At 68.3% G+C, this 15,405-nt stretch carries 18 protein-coding genes; 8 read left to right on the top strand and 10 right to left on the bottom strand.

Annotation, left to right across the window (positions count from 1 at the left end; genetic code table 11):
• The first annotated feature begins 4 nt into the window (after nucleotides 1-4).
• The 3 genes from ABSY19_RS04195 to ABSY19_RS04185 are packed head-to-tail and all read left to right on the top strand — an operon-like array spanning nucleotide 5 to nucleotide 2,160.
• Nucleotides 5-1,015 carry an MlaD family protein gene (locus ABSY19_RS04195; RefSeq protein WP_382159342.1) on the top strand — a complete coding sequence of 337 codons (1,011 nt, stop codon included), beginning with the start codon at nucleotides 5-7 and terminating at the stop codon, nucleotides 1,013-1,015.
• On the top strand, nucleotides 1,012-1,671 hold the full coding sequence (locus ABSY19_RS04190) for a hypothetical protein (RefSeq protein ID WP_382159340.1): 660 nt from the start codon (nucleotides 1,012-1,014) through the stop codon (nucleotides 1,669-1,671). Before ABSY19_RS04195 ends, ABSY19_RS04190 begins: the two co-directional genes overlap by 4 nt.
• A 45-nt stretch (nucleotides 1,672-1,716) precedes the next feature.
• Complete coding sequence (locus ABSY19_RS04185) at nucleotides 1,717-2,160, top strand: SRPBCC domain-containing protein (RefSeq protein WP_382159338.1); 444 nt, start codon at nucleotides 1,717-1,719, stop codon at nucleotides 2,158-2,160.
• Between the two features lie 11 nt (nucleotides 2,161-2,171).
• Here the strand turns inward: ABSY19_RS04185 and ABSY19_RS04180 are convergent, their stop codons facing one another.
• On the bottom strand, nucleotides 2,172-3,149 hold the full coding sequence (locus ABSY19_RS04180) for a tripartite tricarboxylate transporter substrate binding protein (protein WP_382159336.1): 978 nt from the start codon (nucleotides 3,147-3,149) through the stop codon (nucleotides 2,172-2,174).
• Nucleotides 3,150-3,190: 41 nt separating this feature from the next.
• The gene (locus tag ABSY19_RS04175) at nucleotides 3,191-4,063 is read right to left on the bottom strand and encodes a fumarylacetoacetate hydrolase family protein (protein WP_382159334.1); all 873 of its coding nucleotides are present in this window, start codon (nucleotides 4,061-4,063) and stop codon (nucleotides 3,191-3,193) included.
• Nucleotides 4,064-4,236: 173 nt separating this feature from the next.
• On the opposite strand from ABSY19_RS04175, the gene ABSY19_RS04170 reads away from it, so the two are divergent.
• Nucleotides 4,237-4,890 carry a FadR/GntR family transcriptional regulator gene (locus ABSY19_RS04170; protein ID WP_382159332.1) on the top strand — a complete coding sequence of 218 codons (654 nt, stop codon included), beginning with the start codon at nucleotides 4,237-4,239 and terminating at the stop codon, nucleotides 4,888-4,890.
• A 293-nt stretch (nucleotides 4,891-5,183) separates the two neighbouring features.
• On the opposite strand, the gene ABSY19_RS04165 is transcribed toward ABSY19_RS04170, so the two are convergent.
• Nucleotides 5,184-6,098, bottom strand: coding sequence for an AEC family transporter (locus ABSY19_RS04165; protein ID WP_382159330.1), 915 nt, complete (start codon nucleotides 6,096-6,098; stop codon nucleotides 5,184-5,186).
• Nucleotides 6,099-6,272: 174 nt separating this feature from the next.
• Here ABSY19_RS04165 and ABSY19_RS04160 point away from each other — a divergent pair, with 174 nt between their 5' ends.
• Both ABSY19_RS04160 and xerD read left to right on the top strand, forming a co-directional pair.
• Nucleotides 6,273-7,250 (top strand): tripartite tricarboxylate transporter substrate binding protein BugE, encoded by a 978-nt coding sequence (locus ABSY19_RS04160; RefSeq protein WP_382159328.1) that lies wholly within the window; start codon nucleotides 6,273-6,275, stop codon nucleotides 7,248-7,250.
• Nucleotides 7,250-8,167, top strand: a complete 918-nt coding sequence (gene xerD / locus ABSY19_RS04155) for a site-specific tyrosine recombinase XerD (protein WP_382159326.1) — start codon at nucleotides 7,250-7,252, stop codon at nucleotides 8,165-8,167. The genes ABSY19_RS04160 and xerD overlap by 1 nt, the downstream gene beginning before the upstream one ends.
• 3 nt (nucleotides 8,168-8,170) lie before the next feature.
• Here xerD and ABSY19_RS04150 read toward each other — a convergent pair whose 3' ends face one another.
• Genes ABSY19_RS04150 through ABSY19_RS04135 form a run of 4 tightly spaced genes read right to left on the bottom strand, consistent with a single transcriptional unit; the run spans nucleotide 8,171 to nucleotide 10,755 of the window.
• Complete coding sequence (locus tag ABSY19_RS04150) at nucleotides 8,171-8,746, bottom strand: DUF1439 domain-containing protein (RefSeq protein WP_382159324.1); 576 nt, start codon at nucleotides 8,744-8,746, stop codon at nucleotides 8,171-8,173.
• A 50-nt stretch (nucleotides 8,747-8,796) separates the two neighbouring features.
• Entirely contained in the window at nucleotides 8,797-9,057 is a 261-nt protein-coding gene (locus tag ABSY19_RS04145) for a DUF3297 family protein (protein WP_291113155.1), read from the bottom strand.
• A 15-nt stretch (nucleotides 9,058-9,072) separates the two neighbouring features.
• Nucleotides 9,073-9,786, bottom strand: coding sequence for a YebC/PmpR family DNA-binding transcriptional regulator (locus ABSY19_RS04140; RefSeq protein ID WP_382159322.1), 714 nt, complete (start codon nucleotides 9,784-9,786; stop codon nucleotides 9,073-9,075).
• A 39-nt stretch (nucleotides 9,787-9,825) separates the two neighbouring features.
• Complete coding sequence (locus ABSY19_RS04135) at nucleotides 9,826-10,755, bottom strand: SdiA-regulated domain-containing protein (RefSeq protein ID WP_382159320.1); 930 nt, start codon at nucleotides 10,753-10,755, stop codon at nucleotides 9,826-9,828.
• Between the two features lie 72 nt (nucleotides 10,756-10,827).
• Here ABSY19_RS04135 and ABSY19_RS04130 point away from each other — a divergent pair, with 72 nt between their 5' ends.
• Nucleotides 10,828-11,247 carry a VOC family protein gene (locus ABSY19_RS04130; protein WP_382159319.1) on the top strand — a complete coding sequence of 140 codons (420 nt, stop codon included), beginning with the start codon at nucleotides 10,828-10,830 and terminating at the stop codon, nucleotides 11,245-11,247.
• A gap of 24 nt (nucleotides 11,248-11,271) precedes the next feature.
• Here ABSY19_RS04130 and ABSY19_RS04125 read toward each other — a convergent pair whose 3' ends face one another.
• The gene (locus tag ABSY19_RS04125; protein ID WP_382159317.1) at nucleotides 11,272-12,360 is read right to left on the bottom strand and encodes an alpha/beta fold hydrolase; all 1,089 of its coding nucleotides are present in this window, start codon (nucleotides 12,358-12,360) and stop codon (nucleotides 11,272-11,274) included.
• A 149-nt stretch (nucleotides 12,361-12,509) separates the two neighbouring features.
• Between ABSY19_RS04125 and ABSY19_RS04120 the strand changes: the two genes are divergently transcribed.
• Nucleotides 12,510-13,487 carry a hypothetical protein gene (locus tag ABSY19_RS04120; RefSeq protein WP_382159315.1) on the top strand — a complete coding sequence of 326 codons (978 nt, stop codon included), beginning with the start codon at nucleotides 12,510-12,512 and terminating at the stop codon, nucleotides 13,485-13,487.
• 29 nt (nucleotides 13,488-13,516) lie between these two features.
• On the opposite strand, the gene ABSY19_RS04115 is transcribed toward ABSY19_RS04120, so the two are convergent.
• Together ABSY19_RS04115 and dbpA are read right to left on the bottom strand one after the other, a co-directional pair.
• On the bottom strand, nucleotides 13,517-13,906 hold the full coding sequence (locus ABSY19_RS04115) for a hypothetical protein (protein ID WP_382159313.1): 390 nt from the start codon (nucleotides 13,904-13,906) through the stop codon (nucleotides 13,517-13,519).
• A 96-nt stretch (nucleotides 13,907-14,002) separates the two neighbouring features.
• Nucleotides 14,003-15,397, bottom strand: coding sequence for an ATP-dependent RNA helicase DbpA (gene dbpA / locus ABSY19_RS04110; RefSeq protein WP_382159311.1), 1,395 nt, complete (start codon nucleotides 15,395-15,397; stop codon nucleotides 14,003-14,005).
• Nucleotides 15,398-15,405 lie beyond the last annotated feature (8 nt).

The following is a 15,405-nucleotide window of genomic DNA, read 5'->3' as shown; positions in this document are numbered from 1 at the left end:
CACCATGAACCCCACGCCCCCTCCGCCACCGCCGCCCGAGGCCCCGCCGGTGAAGAACCTGGAATTCAAGGCCGGGCTGCTGCTGATGCTCATGGCCGTGCTGCTGGTGGGCTCGGCGGCCTACATCCTGTTCGCGCGCGGCGTGCTCGAACCCACGCAGCGCCTGGTGCTGATCTCCGACGATTCCGAGGGCGTGGTCGTGGGCATGGACATGACCTTCGCCGGCTTCGCCATCGGGCGCGTGGCGCGCATCGAGCTGGCCGACGACGGCAACGCGCGCATCCTCATCGACGTGCCGCGCAAGGACGCGAAATGGCTGCGCACCTCCAGCATCTTCACCATGGAGCGGGGCCTGGTGGGCGGCACGCGCATCCGCGCCTACAGCGGCGTGCTCGAAGACCCCGCCTTGCCCGACGGCGCCGAGCGCACCGTGCTGCGCGGCGACACCGCCGCCGAGATTCCCAAGCTGGCCGCCAGCATGCGCGATGTGCTCGACAACCTCGCCGCGCTCACGGCCAGCGATGGCGCGGTGGCCGGCACCCTGGGTGGCGTGAAAGTGGCCACCGAGCGCCTCCAGGGGCCGCACGGCGGCCTGGGCGTGCTGATGGGCAACGACGAGGACGCGAAGAAGCTCGTCGCCACCATCGACCGCACCAATGCCTTGCTGCTGCGCGCGGACTCGCTGGCCAGGCGGCTGGACAGCCTGGCCGCCAATGCGGACCGCCAGGTGTTCGGCCAGGGCGCCGCGCCCGGCGAGGCCGGCCTGGTGGGCGACGCGCGCGCGACGGTGCAGCAGCTCAACGGCCTGTTGGCCGAGACGCGCACCAGCCTCAAGAAGGTGGACGCGGTGCTGGTGGAGGTGCAGGGCATCGCCGGCAACACGCGCGAGGCCACCAGCGACCTGGGTTACCTGCGCGGTGAGGTCGAGGCCAGTCTGCGCAAGGTGGACTCGATGATCAACGACATCAACCGCAAGTGGCCTTTCTCGAAGGACACAGAAATCAAGCTGCCATGAAGCTGCAAACCATTCTGATGGCGTGCGCCGTGGTGACCCTGACCGGTTGCGGCAGCAAGCCGCCCGTACCCGAATGGCAGTTGAATGCCAAGGACGGCACCGAGCGCGCGGCCGAGGCCTGGTTGCGCGGTGACTCGGCCATCGAGTCGGCGGAGTTCGCGCGCGTGCGGCGTGAACTCACCAGCACCGGCCGGCCCGATCTGCTGGCGCGCGCCGAGCTGCTGCGCTGCGCCACGCGCGTGGCCGCGCTGGTGTTCGAGCCCTGCACCGGTTTCGAGGCGCTCGCGCAGGACGCGGCACCGGCCGAGCAGGCCTACGCGCGCTACCTCGCGGGCACCGCACAGCCGGCCGACGCCGCCCTGCTGCCCGAGGCGCAGCGCGCGCTCCTGAGCGCTGGCTCGCCCGACGCGGCCCTGGCCGCGGTGAAAGACCCCTTGTCGCGGCTGGTGGCCGCTGGCGTGCTGCTGCGCAGCGGCCGCGCCACACCGGCCGTGCTCACGCAGGCGGTGGACACCGCCTCGGCGCAGGGCTGGCGCCGGCCCCTCGGGGCCTGGCTCGGCCTGCAATTGCAACGCGCCCAGGCCGCAGGCGCATCGGAGGAGGCGGCGCGCCTGCAGCGGCGCATCGACCTCGTGTTGGGCACCGCCGCGCGCTGACGCGCGCCTGCGCGGGGCCCGTTCTTCCCCACCAGGAGAGTCCCCATGCAGCAAATGACCTTCACCACCACCATCAAGGCCCCGCGCGAGCTGGTGTGGAACACCATGCTCGACCCGGCCAGCTACCGCGAATGGACGCGCCCCTTCATGGAAGGCTCGTACTACGAAGGCTCGTGGGACGAGGGCTCCACCATCCGCTTTCTCTCGCCCAGCGGCGAAGGCATGGTGGCCACCATCGAGCGCAACCAGTTGCACGAGCTCATCTCGATCCGGCACCTGGGCTTCGTGGCCAACGGCAAAGACGACACCACCAGCGAGGCCGTGACCTCGTGGGCCCCGGCCCACGAGAACTACCGCTTCGAGGCCGTGGGTGGCGGCACGCAGCTCACCATCACGCAGGACATGCTGGAGGACTACGTGCCCATGATGGAGGCCGCCTGGCCCAAGGCGCTGGAGGCCCTGCGCGCCCTGTGCGAGGCCAAGGCCTAGGCCCTCTGGCCTCAGTCCACCTTGCCGATCTTCTGCACCACGGCCGCCATGGCCTTGGCGTCGCTCTGCACGAACTTGTCGAAGTCCGCCGCGTCCTGGAACTGGAACGAGGTGCCGGCGGTGGTCATCACCTGGACCGTCTTCGGGTCCTGCGCGGCCATGCGCGCGGCCTCGCGCAGCTTGTTCACCACCGCGGGCGGCGTGCCGGCCGGCACGAAGATGCCGGCCCACTGCGAGTAGTTGATGGGCACGCCGAGCTCCCGGAAGCTCGGCACATCGGGCAGCAAGGCCAGGCGGCCCTCGCCCCAGTGCGCGAGCGCGCGCAGCTTGCCGGCCTTGATCTGGCCCACCGCGCTGGCGGGGCCGGTGGCCACGGCGTCGACCTGGCCGCTGAGCATGCCCAGGATGGCCGGGCCCGCGCCGGTGTAGGGCACGTGCAGCATGTAGCTGCCGGTGGCCGCCTTGAGCTGTTCCATCGGCACGTGCATGGTGCCGTAGTTGCCCGATGAACCGAAGGTGATGCGGCCCGGGTTGGCCTTGGCGTGCGCGATGAACTCGGCGTACGTCTTCCAGGGGCTGTCGGCGCGCACCACCAGCACCGTGGGGTCGGCCGTCATGCGGGCGATGGGCAGCAGCTGCGAGAGTTCGAACATCGGCGCGCGGCCGAGGATCTTGTCGGCCTCGGGCAGCACCACGATGGAGGACAGCGCCATCAACACGTTGTAGCCATCGGGCGCGGCCTTGGCCACCTGCGCCATGCCGATGCCGCCGCCCGCGCCGGCGCGGTTGACCACCACCACCGACTGGTTGAGGTGGCGCGCCATGGCCTCGGCCACCGGGCGGCCCACCACGTCGGCCACGCCGCCGGGCGGGAAGGGCACGACCATGGTCACGGGTTTGCTGGGGTAGGCGTCCTGCGCCTGGGCCAGGCCCACGGTGGCGGCCAGCGCCAGCGCGAGGCTGCACAGCCGGAGTGCGGTTCGGTTCATTCTTGTCTCCTGTTGTTGTCGGTCGGTGAAAGCGCGGGGGCTCAGACGAAGCGGTTCTGCAGCGTGCCGATGCCGTCGATCTCGATGCGCACCACGTCGCCGCTTTTCAGGAAGGTGGGCGGCGTCATGCCCAGGCCCACGCCGGCCGGTGTGCCGGTGGCGATCACGTCGCCGGGGTAGAGCGTGATGCCGCGCGAGATGGTCTCGATCAGCGTGGGGATGTCGAAGATCAGGTCTTCGGTGCGACCGTCCTGGCGCGGCTCGCCGTTGACCCAGCAGCGCACGCGCGTGTGCTGGCCGTCGAGCTCGTCGGCCGTGACGATCCACGGGCCCATGGGGCAGAAGGTGTCGAAGCTCTTGCCCATGTCCCACTGCTGGTGGCGCATCTGCACGTCGCGCGCGGTCACGTCGTTGACGATGGTGTAGCCGTAGATGTGCTTCATGGCGTCGGCCTTGGCGATGTTCTTGCCGCCGGTGCCGATGACCACGGCCAGCTCGGCCTCGTAGTCGATCTGGGGCGAGATGTCGTCGCCGGGCAGCACCACGTCGGCGCCGTCGGCGATCACGCATTCGGGCACCTTGGTGAAGACGATGGGCCAGACGGCGGGGTTGGCGTTGTTGTTCTTGAACACCGAGCCCTGCAGTTCCTTGGCGTGCTCGTGGTAGTTGCGGCCCACGCACCAGAGGTTGCGGCGGGGCAGGGGCAGCGGGGCGTCGAGCGTCACGTCGGCCAGCTTCAGCGCCGCGCCGGTGGTGGCGGGCAGGGGTTGGCCAGCGGCCGCGGCCTCGATCAGCGGCAGCACGCCGCGCTGGGCATCGGCGGGGTTCAGGGCGAGGGGGGTGACGGTCTGGCCGTCGGCCGAGACGAGGCCGACCTGGCGTTGGCCCTGGTGAACGAAAGTGGCGAGGCGCACGCAAACTCCTTGTTGAAAATCCAGACGAGATACCAAAAAATACCAATTGGTACCAGAGCCATGATGTTAGGCGATGAGAGCGGTTTTGGACCTGGGGAAATCACCTAATTGGTATGGTGTTGCCTGATTGGTCTGTTTTGGTACATTCGTCACCCATGAGCATGTCAACGCCTTTGCGCGAATCGATCCTGGACCAGCTGCGCTCGGGCCATTGGCGGGCCGGTGACCGGCTGCCGACCGAGCGCGAGCTCTCGGAGCGGTTCGGCGTGAGCCGCACCACGGTGCGCAAGGCCTTGCTGGATCTGAAGCAGCAGGGCCTGATCGAGCAGACGGTGGGCAGTGGCACCTATGTGGCCGAGCAGGTGGGTGCGCGCCTGGGGCAGCGGGTGCAGCAGGACTCGTCGCAGCACACGAGCCCGGCGGAGCTGATGGAGGCGCGGCTGGCGATGGAGCCGGCGATCATCGACATGGCGATCCGCAACGCGAACCAGGCGGATTTGCAGCGCATGGAGGCTTGCTGTGTCAACGCGGAGGCGGCCGAGACGCTGGAGGCTTTCGAGCATTGGGACGCGGAGTTGCACCAGGCGATCGCGGACGCGGCGCACAACAGTTTCGTGGCGAATGTGTTCACGCTGATGAAGACGGTGCGGGCGCAGGGGGACTGGGGGCAGCTCAAGAAGAAGAGCGTGACTTCGGAGCGCCGGTTGGCCTATCAGGCCGAGCACCGCGCGATCGTGGGGGCGCTGCGGGATCGGGATGCGGTGCGGGCGCGTGAGTTGACCTTGGCGCATCTGCTGCATGTGCGGCAGAACCTTTTGGGGTACTGAGCCTTTCGCTTTTCTGTCTCGCGGGATCGACCACCCGGGCGCTCTGCTCCGCGGGTGTCCCCCGAACCGGCTTCGCCGGTTCTCCTCCTTTACCCCGCTGCGCAGAACGCCCGGGTGGTCGATCCGAAGCGATGCTGGCGCATCAAACGGTTGTATGCCTGCATGGTGGCAAGGCCCCAGGGGTGGGTGATTGGCGCAGCGAAGTAAAGGAGGAGGCGGCACCAGCCGCCGGGGGACATTCGCGGAGCCGATCGCCCGCCCCTGGGGCCCAGCAGACCAAGGAGGTGAGAAAACTAAGGCACCCCCCCCAACACCCCCAAAGCAAAGGGAAGACTCACGATGCCCAACAAAGTGGACAACGTGACCAACCCCGCCACATAAGGCCCGTTGTAGCCCATGCGCGCCGCCAGCACATAACAACTGGACGCGGTCGGCACCGCGGAGAACATCAGCAACACGGTCGTCTGCGTCGGGTCCAGGCGGAACAGCTTCGCCAGACCAAACGCCAGCAAGGGCATGCCCAGGTGCTTGCAGGCCAGCACCAGCCCGCCCAACAGCTTGGCCGAGGCCAGCATGCCGAACTGCATGCCCGCGCCCGCCGCCAGCAGGCCCAAGGCCAGCGACGCCTGGCCGATGCGGTTCACTGTCGGCTCCAGCCAGAACGGGATCGAGAAGCCCAACAGGTTCGCGACCAGGCCGGAGACCGTGCCGATGATCAGCGGATTGCGCAGCAGCTCGCGCCCAAAACCCTTGTTCGCGTGGCGCGCCATCGGCCAGACCGCGCCCACGTTGAACAGCGGCACACACACACCGATCAGCACCGCGATCATCAGCAGCCCTTGCGGGCCGGCCACCTTGTCGGCCAGGGCCAGGGCAATGAAGGAATTGAAACGGAAACCCACCTGCGCGCTCGCGGCGTGCAGCCGCACGTCCAGCTTCGGTCCCAGCCAGGGCCAGTGCGGCAGCGAATAACTCAGCGCGATGCCCAGCAGACCCATCGTCACGCCCGCCCCCATCAGGCTGGAGGCCGCGCCCAGGTCCAGCGGGCTCTTCACGATCGAGTGGAACAGCAGGACCGGGAACAGGAAGTAGTACACCAGGCTCTCGACCTGCTCCCACACCTTGCGGTTGAGCGCGGTGAAGCGGCAGACGAGGTACCCGCAAAGGATCAGCGAGAAATCGGGGAAGAGAAGCTGGGCGAAATTCACCGCCAGAGCATAGCCGCAGGCCGGTGCCGTTTCCGGGTTAATACGTATGTAGTCTCCCCATGTTCACTTCGGGCCACCCCGTCTAAAGTGCGGGGCTGGTCAGGGTGGACCGGGCGGTTAGCATGGGCGCCATCCTGGAATTTTTCGATGTTTCAACGTCAAGGAGTACACGTCATGGTTTCTCGTCGTCAGATGGTTGCGATCGGTCTGGCCACCGCCTCGGTGGCCGTGGCAGGCAGCGCCTGGGCACAGGCCTACCCCAACAAGATCATCAAGTTGCAAGTGCCCTTCGCACCGGGCGGCACGACGGACATCATCGCGCGTGTCATGTCCGAGTCCCTGGGCAAGGCCCTGGGCCAGAGCATGGTGGTCGAGAACAAGGCCGGTGGCGGTGGTGTGGTCGGTGCCACCGAGCTGGCCCGCACGCCCGCCGACGGCTACATCCTGGGCATGGCCACGGTGTCCACCACCGCCGCCAACCCGGCGATCAACGACAAGATTCCGTACAACACGCTCACGGACTTCACGCCCATCATCAACATCGCCGCCACGCCCAACGTGATCGCGGTGCACCCCAGTTTCCCGGCCAAGGACTACAAGTCCTTCGTCGCCGAACTCAAGAAGAGCCCCGGCAAGTACAGCTACTCCAGCTCGGGCACCGGCGGCATCGGCCATCTGCAGACCGAGCTGTTCAAGAGCCTGACCAACACCTTCATCACGCACATCCCGTACCGCGGCGCGGGCCCGGCGCTCAACGACACCGTGGGCGGCACCGTGCCCATCATCTTCGACAACCTGCCCTCGGCACTGCCCTTCATCAAGTCGGGTCGCCTGGTGGCCATCGTGGTGGCCGCGCCGCAGCGCCTGGCCGTGCTGCCCGACGTGCCGACCTTCAAGGAAGTGGGCCTGGAGCCGGTGAACCGCATGGCCTACTACGGCCTGATCGGGCCGAAGGGCCTGCCGCAGGAGGTGGTGGACAAGGTCTACAACGCGACCAAGCAGGCCCTGACCGACCCGGCCGTGAAGAAGCGCATCGAGGACACCGGCTCGCTGGTCGTGGGCAACACGCCGGCCGAGTTCACCGCGCAGATCAAAGCCGAGTTCGAGGTCTACAAGGAAGTGGTCGCCAAGCAGAAGCTCAAGCTGGAGTGATGGACCAGGCCCTGGCATCGGCCAGCGAAGGCATCGCCGGGGCCTTCATCGACAGTCTCTGGCTGGAGGAAGGCCTCTCGCGCAACACGCTAGACGCCTACCGGCGCGACCTCGTGCTGCTCGGCCAGTGGCTGGCCGGGCGCGGCAAGACCCTGCCCGAGACCAGCGAAGCCGACCTCAACGCTTACTTCAGCGACCGCCACGCCGAAACCCGCGCCACCACCGCCAACCGGCGGCTCACGGTGTTCAAGCGCTATTTCCGCTGGGCGCTGCGCGAGCGTGCCATCCAGGCCGATCCCACGCTGCGCCTGGTGCCGGCGCGCCAGCCGCTGCGCGTGCCCAAGACCATGTCCGAGGCCCAGGTGGAGGCGCTGCTGAACGCGCCCGACGTGGGCACGCCCCTGGGCCTGCGCGACCGCTGCATGCTCGAACTCATCTACGCCAGCGGCCTGCGCGTGAGCGAGCTGGTCACGCTCAAGACCTGGCACGTGGGCATGAACGAGCACGTGCTGCGCATCACCGGCAAGGGCAACAAGGAGCGCCTGGTGCCCTTCGGCCAGCTGGCGGGGCAATGGTTGCAGCGCTACCTGGGCCAGGCGCGCGGCGAGATCCTCCACGGCCAGCAGAGCGAAGACCTGTTCGTCACCTCGCGCGGTTCGCGCGCGGGCGAGGCCATGACGCGCGCGATGTTCTGGCACCTGGTGAAGAAGTACGCGCTGCAGGCCGGCATCACCTCGCCGCTGTCGCCCCACACGCTGCGCCACGCCTTTGCCACCCATTTGCTCAACCACGGCGCCGACCTGCGCGCGGTGCAGATGCTGCTCGGCCACGCCGACATCTCCACCACCACGATCTACACCCATGTGGCCCGCGAGCGCCTCAAGAGCATCGTGGCGCAGCACCACCCACGCGGTTGAAGCTCAGAGCGGCTTGAGCACCAGGCCGATCACCAGGCCGTTGCGTGTCACAGTGATGGGGCCGGGCTGCATGCCCATGGCGTCCACGGCCGCCAGGTCTTTCGCGGTCAGCTCGTGCAGCACCACCTCGCGCAGCGACTGGTCCGCCAGCACGGGCGCGTAGGTGTTGAGCATCTCCACCACCTTGGGCTGCAGGGTGGGGAAGTCGAGCCGGGCCAGCCGCAGCTGGTGAGCGCGCAGGGTGCGGTCGCTGGCTTCGTAGCGCAGGCCGAACTCCACGTCGAAACGGCCCTGGTGTGCCCGGTTGAGCGCCGGGCCGGCGGCCTCCACGGCCATCTCGGCGCGCAGGCGGTTCTGCTCGGGCAGCAGCCGCAGGCGCGGGGTCTGCAGGTCCAGGTTGAGCAGGCCTTGCACCGGGTAGCGGCGGGGGAAGCGCTGCGCCACCGCCTGTTGCATCTGCTCGAGCGAGACCGGGTAGCCCGCCGGCTGCTCGGGCCGGTCTTCGGTGTCGGCCGCCAGGCCCAGGGCCGGGCCGCCGAGCGCCAGGGGAAGGGAGAGAAGAAGGGTTCTGCGTCGCATGGGTACCGGTTCGAGCCCGAGGGGCGCCGCAGGTTCAGGGCAAGTCGTCTCTATTTGTAGAAGGCTTCCACCGTGCCCTTGAGCTGGATCAGCAGCGGGTTGCCCTTGCGATCCAGGGTCTTGCCCGAAGGCACCTTCACCCAGCCGGCGCTGATGCAGTACTCGGTCACGTCGAAGCGTTCCTTGCCGTTGAAGCGGATGCCGATGTCGTGTTCGAACACGGCGGCCACATGGTGCGGGCTGCGCGGGTCGATGGACAGGTGGTCGGGCAGAGGAGGGCGGTTGGGGGTGGAAGCGGTTGCGTCGTTCATGGGGGAGATTGTCGGTCAACCGCCGAGGCCGGCAAAGACGTTCTGCACGTCCTCGTTCGCGTCCAGCGCGGCGAGGAAGGCCTCCACCTCTTCCAGGTGCTCGGCGCTCAGGCTGGCCGGGTCGATCGGGTTCTTCGGCTTGTAGCCCAGCTTGGACGACAGCACCGTGAAGCCCTGCGCCGGCAGGGCTCGGCTCACCAGGTCCAGGTCGGTCGGGTCGGTCAGGAACACCGTCACGCCTTCGTCGTGGCCGGGGTGGAAGTCCTGCGCGCCGGCCTCGATGGCGGCCACTTCGGGGTCGGCGTCCTTGCGGGTGGCTTCGGCTTCGATCATGCCGACGTGGTCGAAGTCCCAGGCCACCGTGCCCGAGCTGCCCAGTTGCCCCTTGCGGAACAGCACCCGCATTTCCGAGGCCGCGCGGTTCACGTTGTCGGTGAGGCATTCCACCATCACCGGCACGCGGTGCGGTGCGAAGCCCTCGTAGACCACGTGTTCGTAGTGCACCGCCTCGCCCGTGAGGCCGGCGCCTTTCTTGATCGCGCGGTCCAGCGTGTCCTTGGGCATGGACACCTTGCGCGCCTGATCCATCACCAGGCGCAACCGCGCGTTGGAGGCCGGGTCGGCGCCGTGTCGGGCGGCGATCACGATGTCCTTGACCAGCTTGCCGAAGAGCCGCCCCTTGGCGTTCGCCGCGAGGTCCTTGTGTTTGGCTTTCCACTGTGCGCCCATGGCGTGTTCCTTTGGTGATGGTGGCGGTAATGGGCGAGCTTAGCGGCTGGCCGATGGGGTTGGGGTGCGTTCGAAGCGGTAGAAAAGGTTGGGTTCGGACAGCACGTAGATCGCGTTGTCGGGGCCGACGGCCAGGCCCTCGGGCTGGGGCACCTTGCGCTGGAGCCCATTAAACCCCCGCCAGAGCGGTAGCATGCTGATGGGCTGACCGTCGGGCGCGTACTCCACCACCAGGGCCGATTCGTCGCTGAGCAGCAGCAGGTGGCCGGTGGGTTCGTGCAGGGTGAGGGACGACAGGTCGCTCATGAACAGCGAGGCCGCGCTGGACGACTTCCATTCGCTGATGTCGATGTTGAAACCGGTGGAGGCATTGAACACGTCCAGCCCGCGGATGACCAGCACGCGCAGGGGCAGCTTTTCCTTCACCACGAACAGGCGGTCCTGTTCGCTGTCCCAGGACACTCCCTCGAAGCTGCTGTTGTGCACGCTGTCGATGCTGATGCCCAGGCTGGACTTGCCGGTGACCGAGACGCGCGAGGTCTGTGGCCCGATCTGCACCCAGTACATGCTGTGGCTGTCCTCGTCGGAGATCACGTAGGTGTCGCCCTGGACGTAGGTGATGCCCTCGGGGTCTTTCGCGCCCTCGAGTTCGATGATGCGCAGCAGCCGCCCGTCGGTCGTGAGCTCGGCGATCTGCGGCGGGCGGTTGATCACCGTGAACAGGGTGCCGGTCTCCGAGTTGAAGGTGAGCCCCGAGGCGTTGCGCGACAGGCCCTCGATGGGAGCGCCTTCCACCGCCACCTGGTAGCCCGGCAGCCAGAGGGAGGAGCCTTCCCATTGCGCCGCGTTGATGGAAGTGCTGAGCCAGTAGTAGCCCAGGGCCAGCACCTTGAAATACCAGATGAACAGGAAACCGATGCCGGCCAGTGCGGTCCAGAGACAGGGTTTGCAGATTTTTACGCGAGCCATCGCACAGAGTTTAGTGGGCGGCCCCGGTAGCATGCCCTCTCCGTTTCACCCTTTCAAGCACAGGAGCGCACCATGGAACTGCACCGAGGCCGCCTGATCGACCACATCCAGCTCGTCGTCAAGGACCTGCCCGCCAGCCAGGCCTTTTACGAAGCCGTTTTCAGGGCGCTGAAGGTGCCGATGAGCGGCAAGGGAGACAACTACTTCTGGGCCGACGAGCTGTTCGTCTCCACCGCCGACAGCGAGGCCGCGGACGGCCAGCTCACCGGCCGGCACCACCTGGCCTTCCAGGCGCAGGACCGGGCCATGGTCGATGCGTTCCACCAGGCCGCGCTGGCCGCCGGAGGCAAGGACCACGGCGCGCCGGGCGAGCGCAAGTACCACCCGGGCTACTACGCGGCTTTCGTCATCGACCCGGACGGCAACAACATCGAGGCCGTGTACCACGGCGAAGCCAAGCGCAGCGCGCCTTCGGTGAAGGTCACGTTCTAGCCATCCGGCGCCTTCAGGGCGCGCTCAGGGCGCCCGGTCGCGCACGTGCACGATGGCCTCGGCGCGGGTGCGCACGCCCAGCTTGTCGAAGATGCTCGACACCTGGTTGCGCACCGTCTTCTCGCGCTTGCTCAGGCGCAACGCGATGGCCGCGTTGTCCAGGCCCAGGGCCACCAGGCGCAGCACCTCGCGCTCGGCGGGTGTGAGCGCCGCGTCTTCAACGCCTTCACCGGTGCCGGCCGGCGCGGTGCCGAGGAAGCCGCGCAGTTCGAGCAGGAAGCCGGCCCACGCCGGTTCGGTGTCCAGCAGCACGTGGTTGTCGCTGTCCAGCGGCACGAAGCGCGCGCCCGGGATCAGCGCCGCCAGCCGCAGCCCTTCGGTGAAGGGCACGCGCGCGTCGCCTCGCGCGTGCAGCACCAGGGTGGGCACCTGCAGCTGGCGCGCCAGCTCGGTCACGTCGACGCGGTGGAAGGCGTCGAGCGTGCGCGCGGCGTTCTCGGGGCTGGCGGTCAGGCGCTCGAGCTCGTTCCACCACTGGTGCTGCGCCGGTGTGCCGCCGGGGATGAACTGGTTGGTGAACACCTGGCGGAAGGCCGCGTTGTCGCGCCCCCAGCCCAGGCGGATCAGGTTGACCAGGGTCTCGGCTTCGAGCCGCTCAGCGTCGCTGGTGGCGCGCAGCAGCGCGCCGCGCGCGTAGGCGCCGTGCAGCACCAGGTGCGAGACCTTGTCGGGGTGGCGCACCGCGTAGGCCACGGCCACGGCACCGCCTTGCGACATGCCGATCAGTGGAAAGCGGCGCAGGCCCAGGCTGTCCACCACGGCTTCGAGGTCGCCCACCCAGGCGTCGAGCGAGAAGTCGGCCACCACGCTGTCGGACAGGCCGCAGCCGCGCTGGTCGTAGCGGATGTAGTGGTGGTCGCGCGCGAGTTCGGCCAGCCAGGGCCGCCACACGGGGCTGTGCAGGTCGTGCTCGACGTGGCTCAGCCAGTGCGCGGCGCGCAGCAGGGGCGGCCCGCTGCCGAGCGAGGCGATGGCGATGCGCGTGCCGTCGGCCGCGGTGCAGAAGCGCAGGCTCTGACGCAGGTTCGGGGGCGGGCGCTCGGCAGCGGGCATGCGCCATTCTCTCGCCGCCTGGGCCGCCTGTCCCAGGCTTCGGCGCCCGCGCCGGCCGAAACGGGACAAGCGCCTCATGCGCCCGCGCGCGCGCCGGGGAATCCTTGCGGTCACGTCGACAGGACGGATGCCCACCGAAAGGACCCCCCATGCAAACCCATGCCGCCACCCTGGACACCTCGCGCTACGCCAAGACCATCGAAGTCTCCAAACGCGTGCGCTGGGACATCGACCGCGACGTGATCCGCGGCCGCCGCTTCGACCTGGCCCACACCTTTTTGCCTGACGGGCTGTCGCTGGCCGACGAGCTGCCTTTCCTGAGCCCGTCCGAGCACCGCTTCCTGAGCCAGGTGCAGGGCCGCACCTACGCCCACATGTTCGGTCTGGTCGAGCGCTTCATCGGCGCGAAGATGCTGGAACAGAGCCGCGACCACTGGCTGGGCGACCAGACCGCGCTGGAAGCCATCGTGCGCTTCACCGACGAGGAGCTGAAGCACCAGGAGCTGTTCCGCCGCATCGAACAGCTCGTGGCCGAGCGCATGCCGGCGGGCTACCGCTTCGACGTGTCGCCCAACGACGTGGCCAGCTTCGTGCTGGGCAAATGCACCTGGGCCGTGCTGGCGCTGACCTGCCACATCGAGCTGTTCTCCCAGGCGCACTACCGCGCCAGCATCGAGGGCGCCACGGACCTTTCGCCGCTGTTCAAGGACGTGTTCCTGTTCCACTGGCGGGAAGAGTCCCAGCACGCCATCATCGACGAGCTGGAGTGGGCGCGCGAAGACGCCCGGCTGAACGAGGCCGAGCGCGATGCGGCGGTGGACGACCTGATCGCGCTGGTCGGCGGCGTGGATGGCATCCTGCAGATGCAGGCCGCTGCCGATGCGGCCTACTTCCTGGAGGTCACCGGCATCGCCGGTGACGGCGATCGCGCCGAGGCGGTGAAGGCCACGGTGCTCAAGGCCTACCGCTGGCAGTACATCGTCTCCGGCGCGCTGGAGCCGCGCTTCCAGAAGCTGCTGGGTGAGCACGTCAATGCGGCGCAGATGGCGCGCATCCAGGCCGCGCTGGCACCGTTGAGTGGTGCGGTGCCGGCGCGCGCAGATGCTCGAAGCCGTGTGCCACAGTGAGGCCAAACGCGGCGCGCCGTCGGTGAGGGTCACGTTTTAGGCGCGTTGCCCATGTGGCGGCGACACTGAATGGCCATCACCGCCAGCTCCGCGCCCAGATCACCGAGTTCGGCGATCAGCCAGCCCAATGCCTCAACGGCGTCCGAGTCCACCGAGCCGTCCTCGATCTGCGGCGCCGACGTGGCCAGCAGATGGCCGATGGCGCCGATGCCCATGTGCAGCGCGCTGGCCATGCATGACGCGTTCTGCCCCGTCGCGGCGACGATCGCCCGGTCCGAGTTGGCGTAGTCGACGTTGCCTTGACCGTCCGTTTGAAGGCAGGGCAACTGGCGAAGCAGATCGCGCATCGGGCGATCGGCTGCGTTGATGTCGGTCCACGTGGTTGTGTGGTCTTCGGGCAGGACAGCTGTCTTTCGCATGTAGGAAAGTTTGGGCCGGCTGGGTTCGCCAGTCCATAGACGTTGAATCTATATCGCCGATCCGTGCCTCGGGGCCTGATGCCCTGATCGCGCCGCTCAGTCCTCCAGCACGCGAACCTTCACACCCTTGCCCTTGATGCGCCCGGCGTTGAGCCGGCTCGCGGCCTGCTGGGCGATGTCGCGGTCCACCGCGACGTAGGTGGACCACTCGTTCACGTTGATCTTGCCTACCTGCTCGCGGGTGTAGCCCAGGTCGGCGGTGAGCGCGCCCAGCACGTCCCCGGGGCGGATCTTCTCCTTGCGCCCGCCCTGGATGTGCAGCGTGACCATGGGCGGCACCAGCGGGTCCTTGCTGGCGGGCTGAAGCTCGCTCAGCGGGTGCCATGAAGATTCGCGGCCTTGCAGGTGTTCGATCTTGCCGACGCTGCCCATCTCGTCGAGGCTGGCGAGGTTTAGGGCCAGGCCGCTTTCGCCCGCGCGGCCGGTGCGGCCGATGCGGTGAATGTGCACCTCGGGGTCGGGTGTCACGTCCACGTTGATCACGGCGGCCAGGCTGGCAATGTCCAGCCCGCGCGCGGCCACGTCGGTGGCCACCAGCACGGAGCAACTGCGGTTGGCGAAGCGCACCAGCACCTGGTCGCGCTCGCGCTGTTCCAGTTCGCCGAACAGCGCCAGCGCGCTGATGCCCTGGGCCTGCAGCACGGCCACGAGGTCGCGGCACTGCGCCTTGGTGTTGCAGAAGGCGAGCGTGCTGGCCGGGCGGAAGTGGAAGAGCAGCTTGCCCACCGCGTCGAGCCGCTCGTTCTCCGTCACCTCGTACCAGCGCTGCTCGATCTGCGCGCCCGCATGTTGGGCTTCTACCTTCACGGTGAGCGGCTCGCGCATGAACTGTGCGCTGAGCTTGGCGATGCCTTCGGGGTAAGTGGCGGAGAACAGCAGGGTCTGGCGCGCCTTGGGGCATTGTTTTGCGACGGTCACGATGTCGTCGAAGAAGCCCATGTCGAGCATGCGGTCGGCTTCGTCCAGCACCAGGGTGTTGAGCGCGTCCAGCTGCAGGCTGCCACGCTCCAGGTGGTCCATGATGCGGCCGGGCGTGCCGACCACGATGTGCGCGCCGTGCTCCAGCGTGGCGAGCTGCCCGCGCAGCGGCACGCCGCCGCAGAGCGTGACGACCTTGATGTTGTCTTCGGCCCGCGCGAGGCGGCGGATTTCGGTGGTCACCTGGTCGGCCAGCTCGCGCGTGGGGCACAGCACCAGGGTCTGCACCGCGAAGCGGCGCGGGTTGAGGTTGGCCAGCAGGGTGAGGGCGAAGGCGGCGGTCTTGCCACTGCCGGTCTTGGCCTGGGCGATGAGGTCCTTGCCGAGCAGGGCGGGTGGCAGGGCGGCGGCCTGGATGGGCGTCATGGCCGTGTAGCCCAGCTGCTCCAGGTTGGCGAGCATGGCGGGGGAGAGCGGCAGGGCGCTGAAGGCGGTCGAGGGTGCGGAAGTCATCCCGAATT

It is taken from the genome of Hydrogenophaga sp. ANAO-22, from assembly GCF_042466645.1.
Lineage (GTDB): Bacteria > Pseudomonadota > Gammaproteobacteria > Burkholderiales > Burkholderiaceae_C > Hydrogenophaga.
Note: the sequence above shows the minus strand (reverse complement) of the source record. Positions and strands in the feature narration are given on the sequence as shown.

Excerpts from the sequence above, each read along its gene's own strand:
- ABSY19_RS04195 (WP_382159342.1), top strand. The coding sequence starts at position 5 with ATGAACCCCACGCCCCCTCCGCCACCGCCGCCCGAGGCCCCGCCGGTG.
- ABSY19_RS04190 (WP_382159340.1), top strand. The coding sequence starts at position 1,012 with ATGAAGCTGCAAACCATTCTGATGGCGTGCGCCGTGGTGACCCTGACC.
- ABSY19_RS04185 (WP_382159338.1), top strand. The coding sequence starts at position 1,717 with ATGCAGCAAATGACCTTCACCACCACCATCAAGGCCCCGCGCGAGCTG.
- ABSY19_RS04180 (WP_382159336.1), bottom strand. The coding sequence starts at position 3,149 with ATGAACCGAACCGCACTCCGGCTGTGCAGCCTCGCGCTGGCGCTGGCC.
- ABSY19_RS04160 (WP_382159328.1), top strand. The coding sequence starts at position 6,273 with ATGGTTTCTCGTCGTCAGATGGTTGCGATCGGTCTGGCCACCGCCTCG.
- xerD (WP_382159326.1), top strand. The coding sequence starts at position 7,250 with ATGGACCAGGCCCTGGCATCGGCCAGCGAAGGCATCGCCGGGGCCTTC.
- ABSY19_RS04150 (WP_382159324.1), bottom strand. The coding sequence starts at position 8,746 with ATGCGACGCAGAACCCTTCTTCTCTCCCTTCCCCTGGCGCTCGGCGGC.
- ABSY19_RS04145 (WP_291113155.1), bottom strand. The coding sequence starts at position 9,057 with ATGAACGACGCAACCGCTTCCACCCCCAACCGCCCTCCTCTGCCCGAC.
- ABSY19_RS04140 (WP_382159322.1), bottom strand. The coding sequence starts at position 9,786 with ATGGGCGCACAGTGGAAAGCCAAACACAAGGACCTCGCGGCGAACGCC.
- ABSY19_RS04135 (WP_382159320.1), bottom strand. The coding sequence starts at position 10,755 with ATGGCTCGCGTAAAAATCTGCAAACCCTGTCTCTGGACCGCACTGGCC.
- ABSY19_RS04130 (WP_382159319.1), top strand. The coding sequence starts at position 10,828 with ATGGAACTGCACCGAGGCCGCCTGATCGACCACATCCAGCTCGTCGTC.
- ABSY19_RS04125 (WP_382159317.1), bottom strand. The coding sequence starts at position 12,360 with ATGCCCGCTGCCGAGCGCCCGCCCCCGAACCTGCGTCAGAGCCTGCGC.
- ABSY19_RS04120 (WP_382159315.1), top strand. The coding sequence starts at position 12,510 with ATGCAAACCCATGCCGCCACCCTGGACACCTCGCGCTACGCCAAGACC.
- ABSY19_RS04115 (WP_382159313.1), bottom strand. The coding sequence starts at position 13,906 with ATGCGAAAGACAGCTGTCCTGCCCGAAGACCACACAACCACGTGGACC.
- dbpA (WP_382159311.1), bottom strand. The coding sequence starts at position 15,397 with ATGACTTCCGCACCCTCGACCGCCTTCAGCGCCCTGCCGCTCTCCCCC.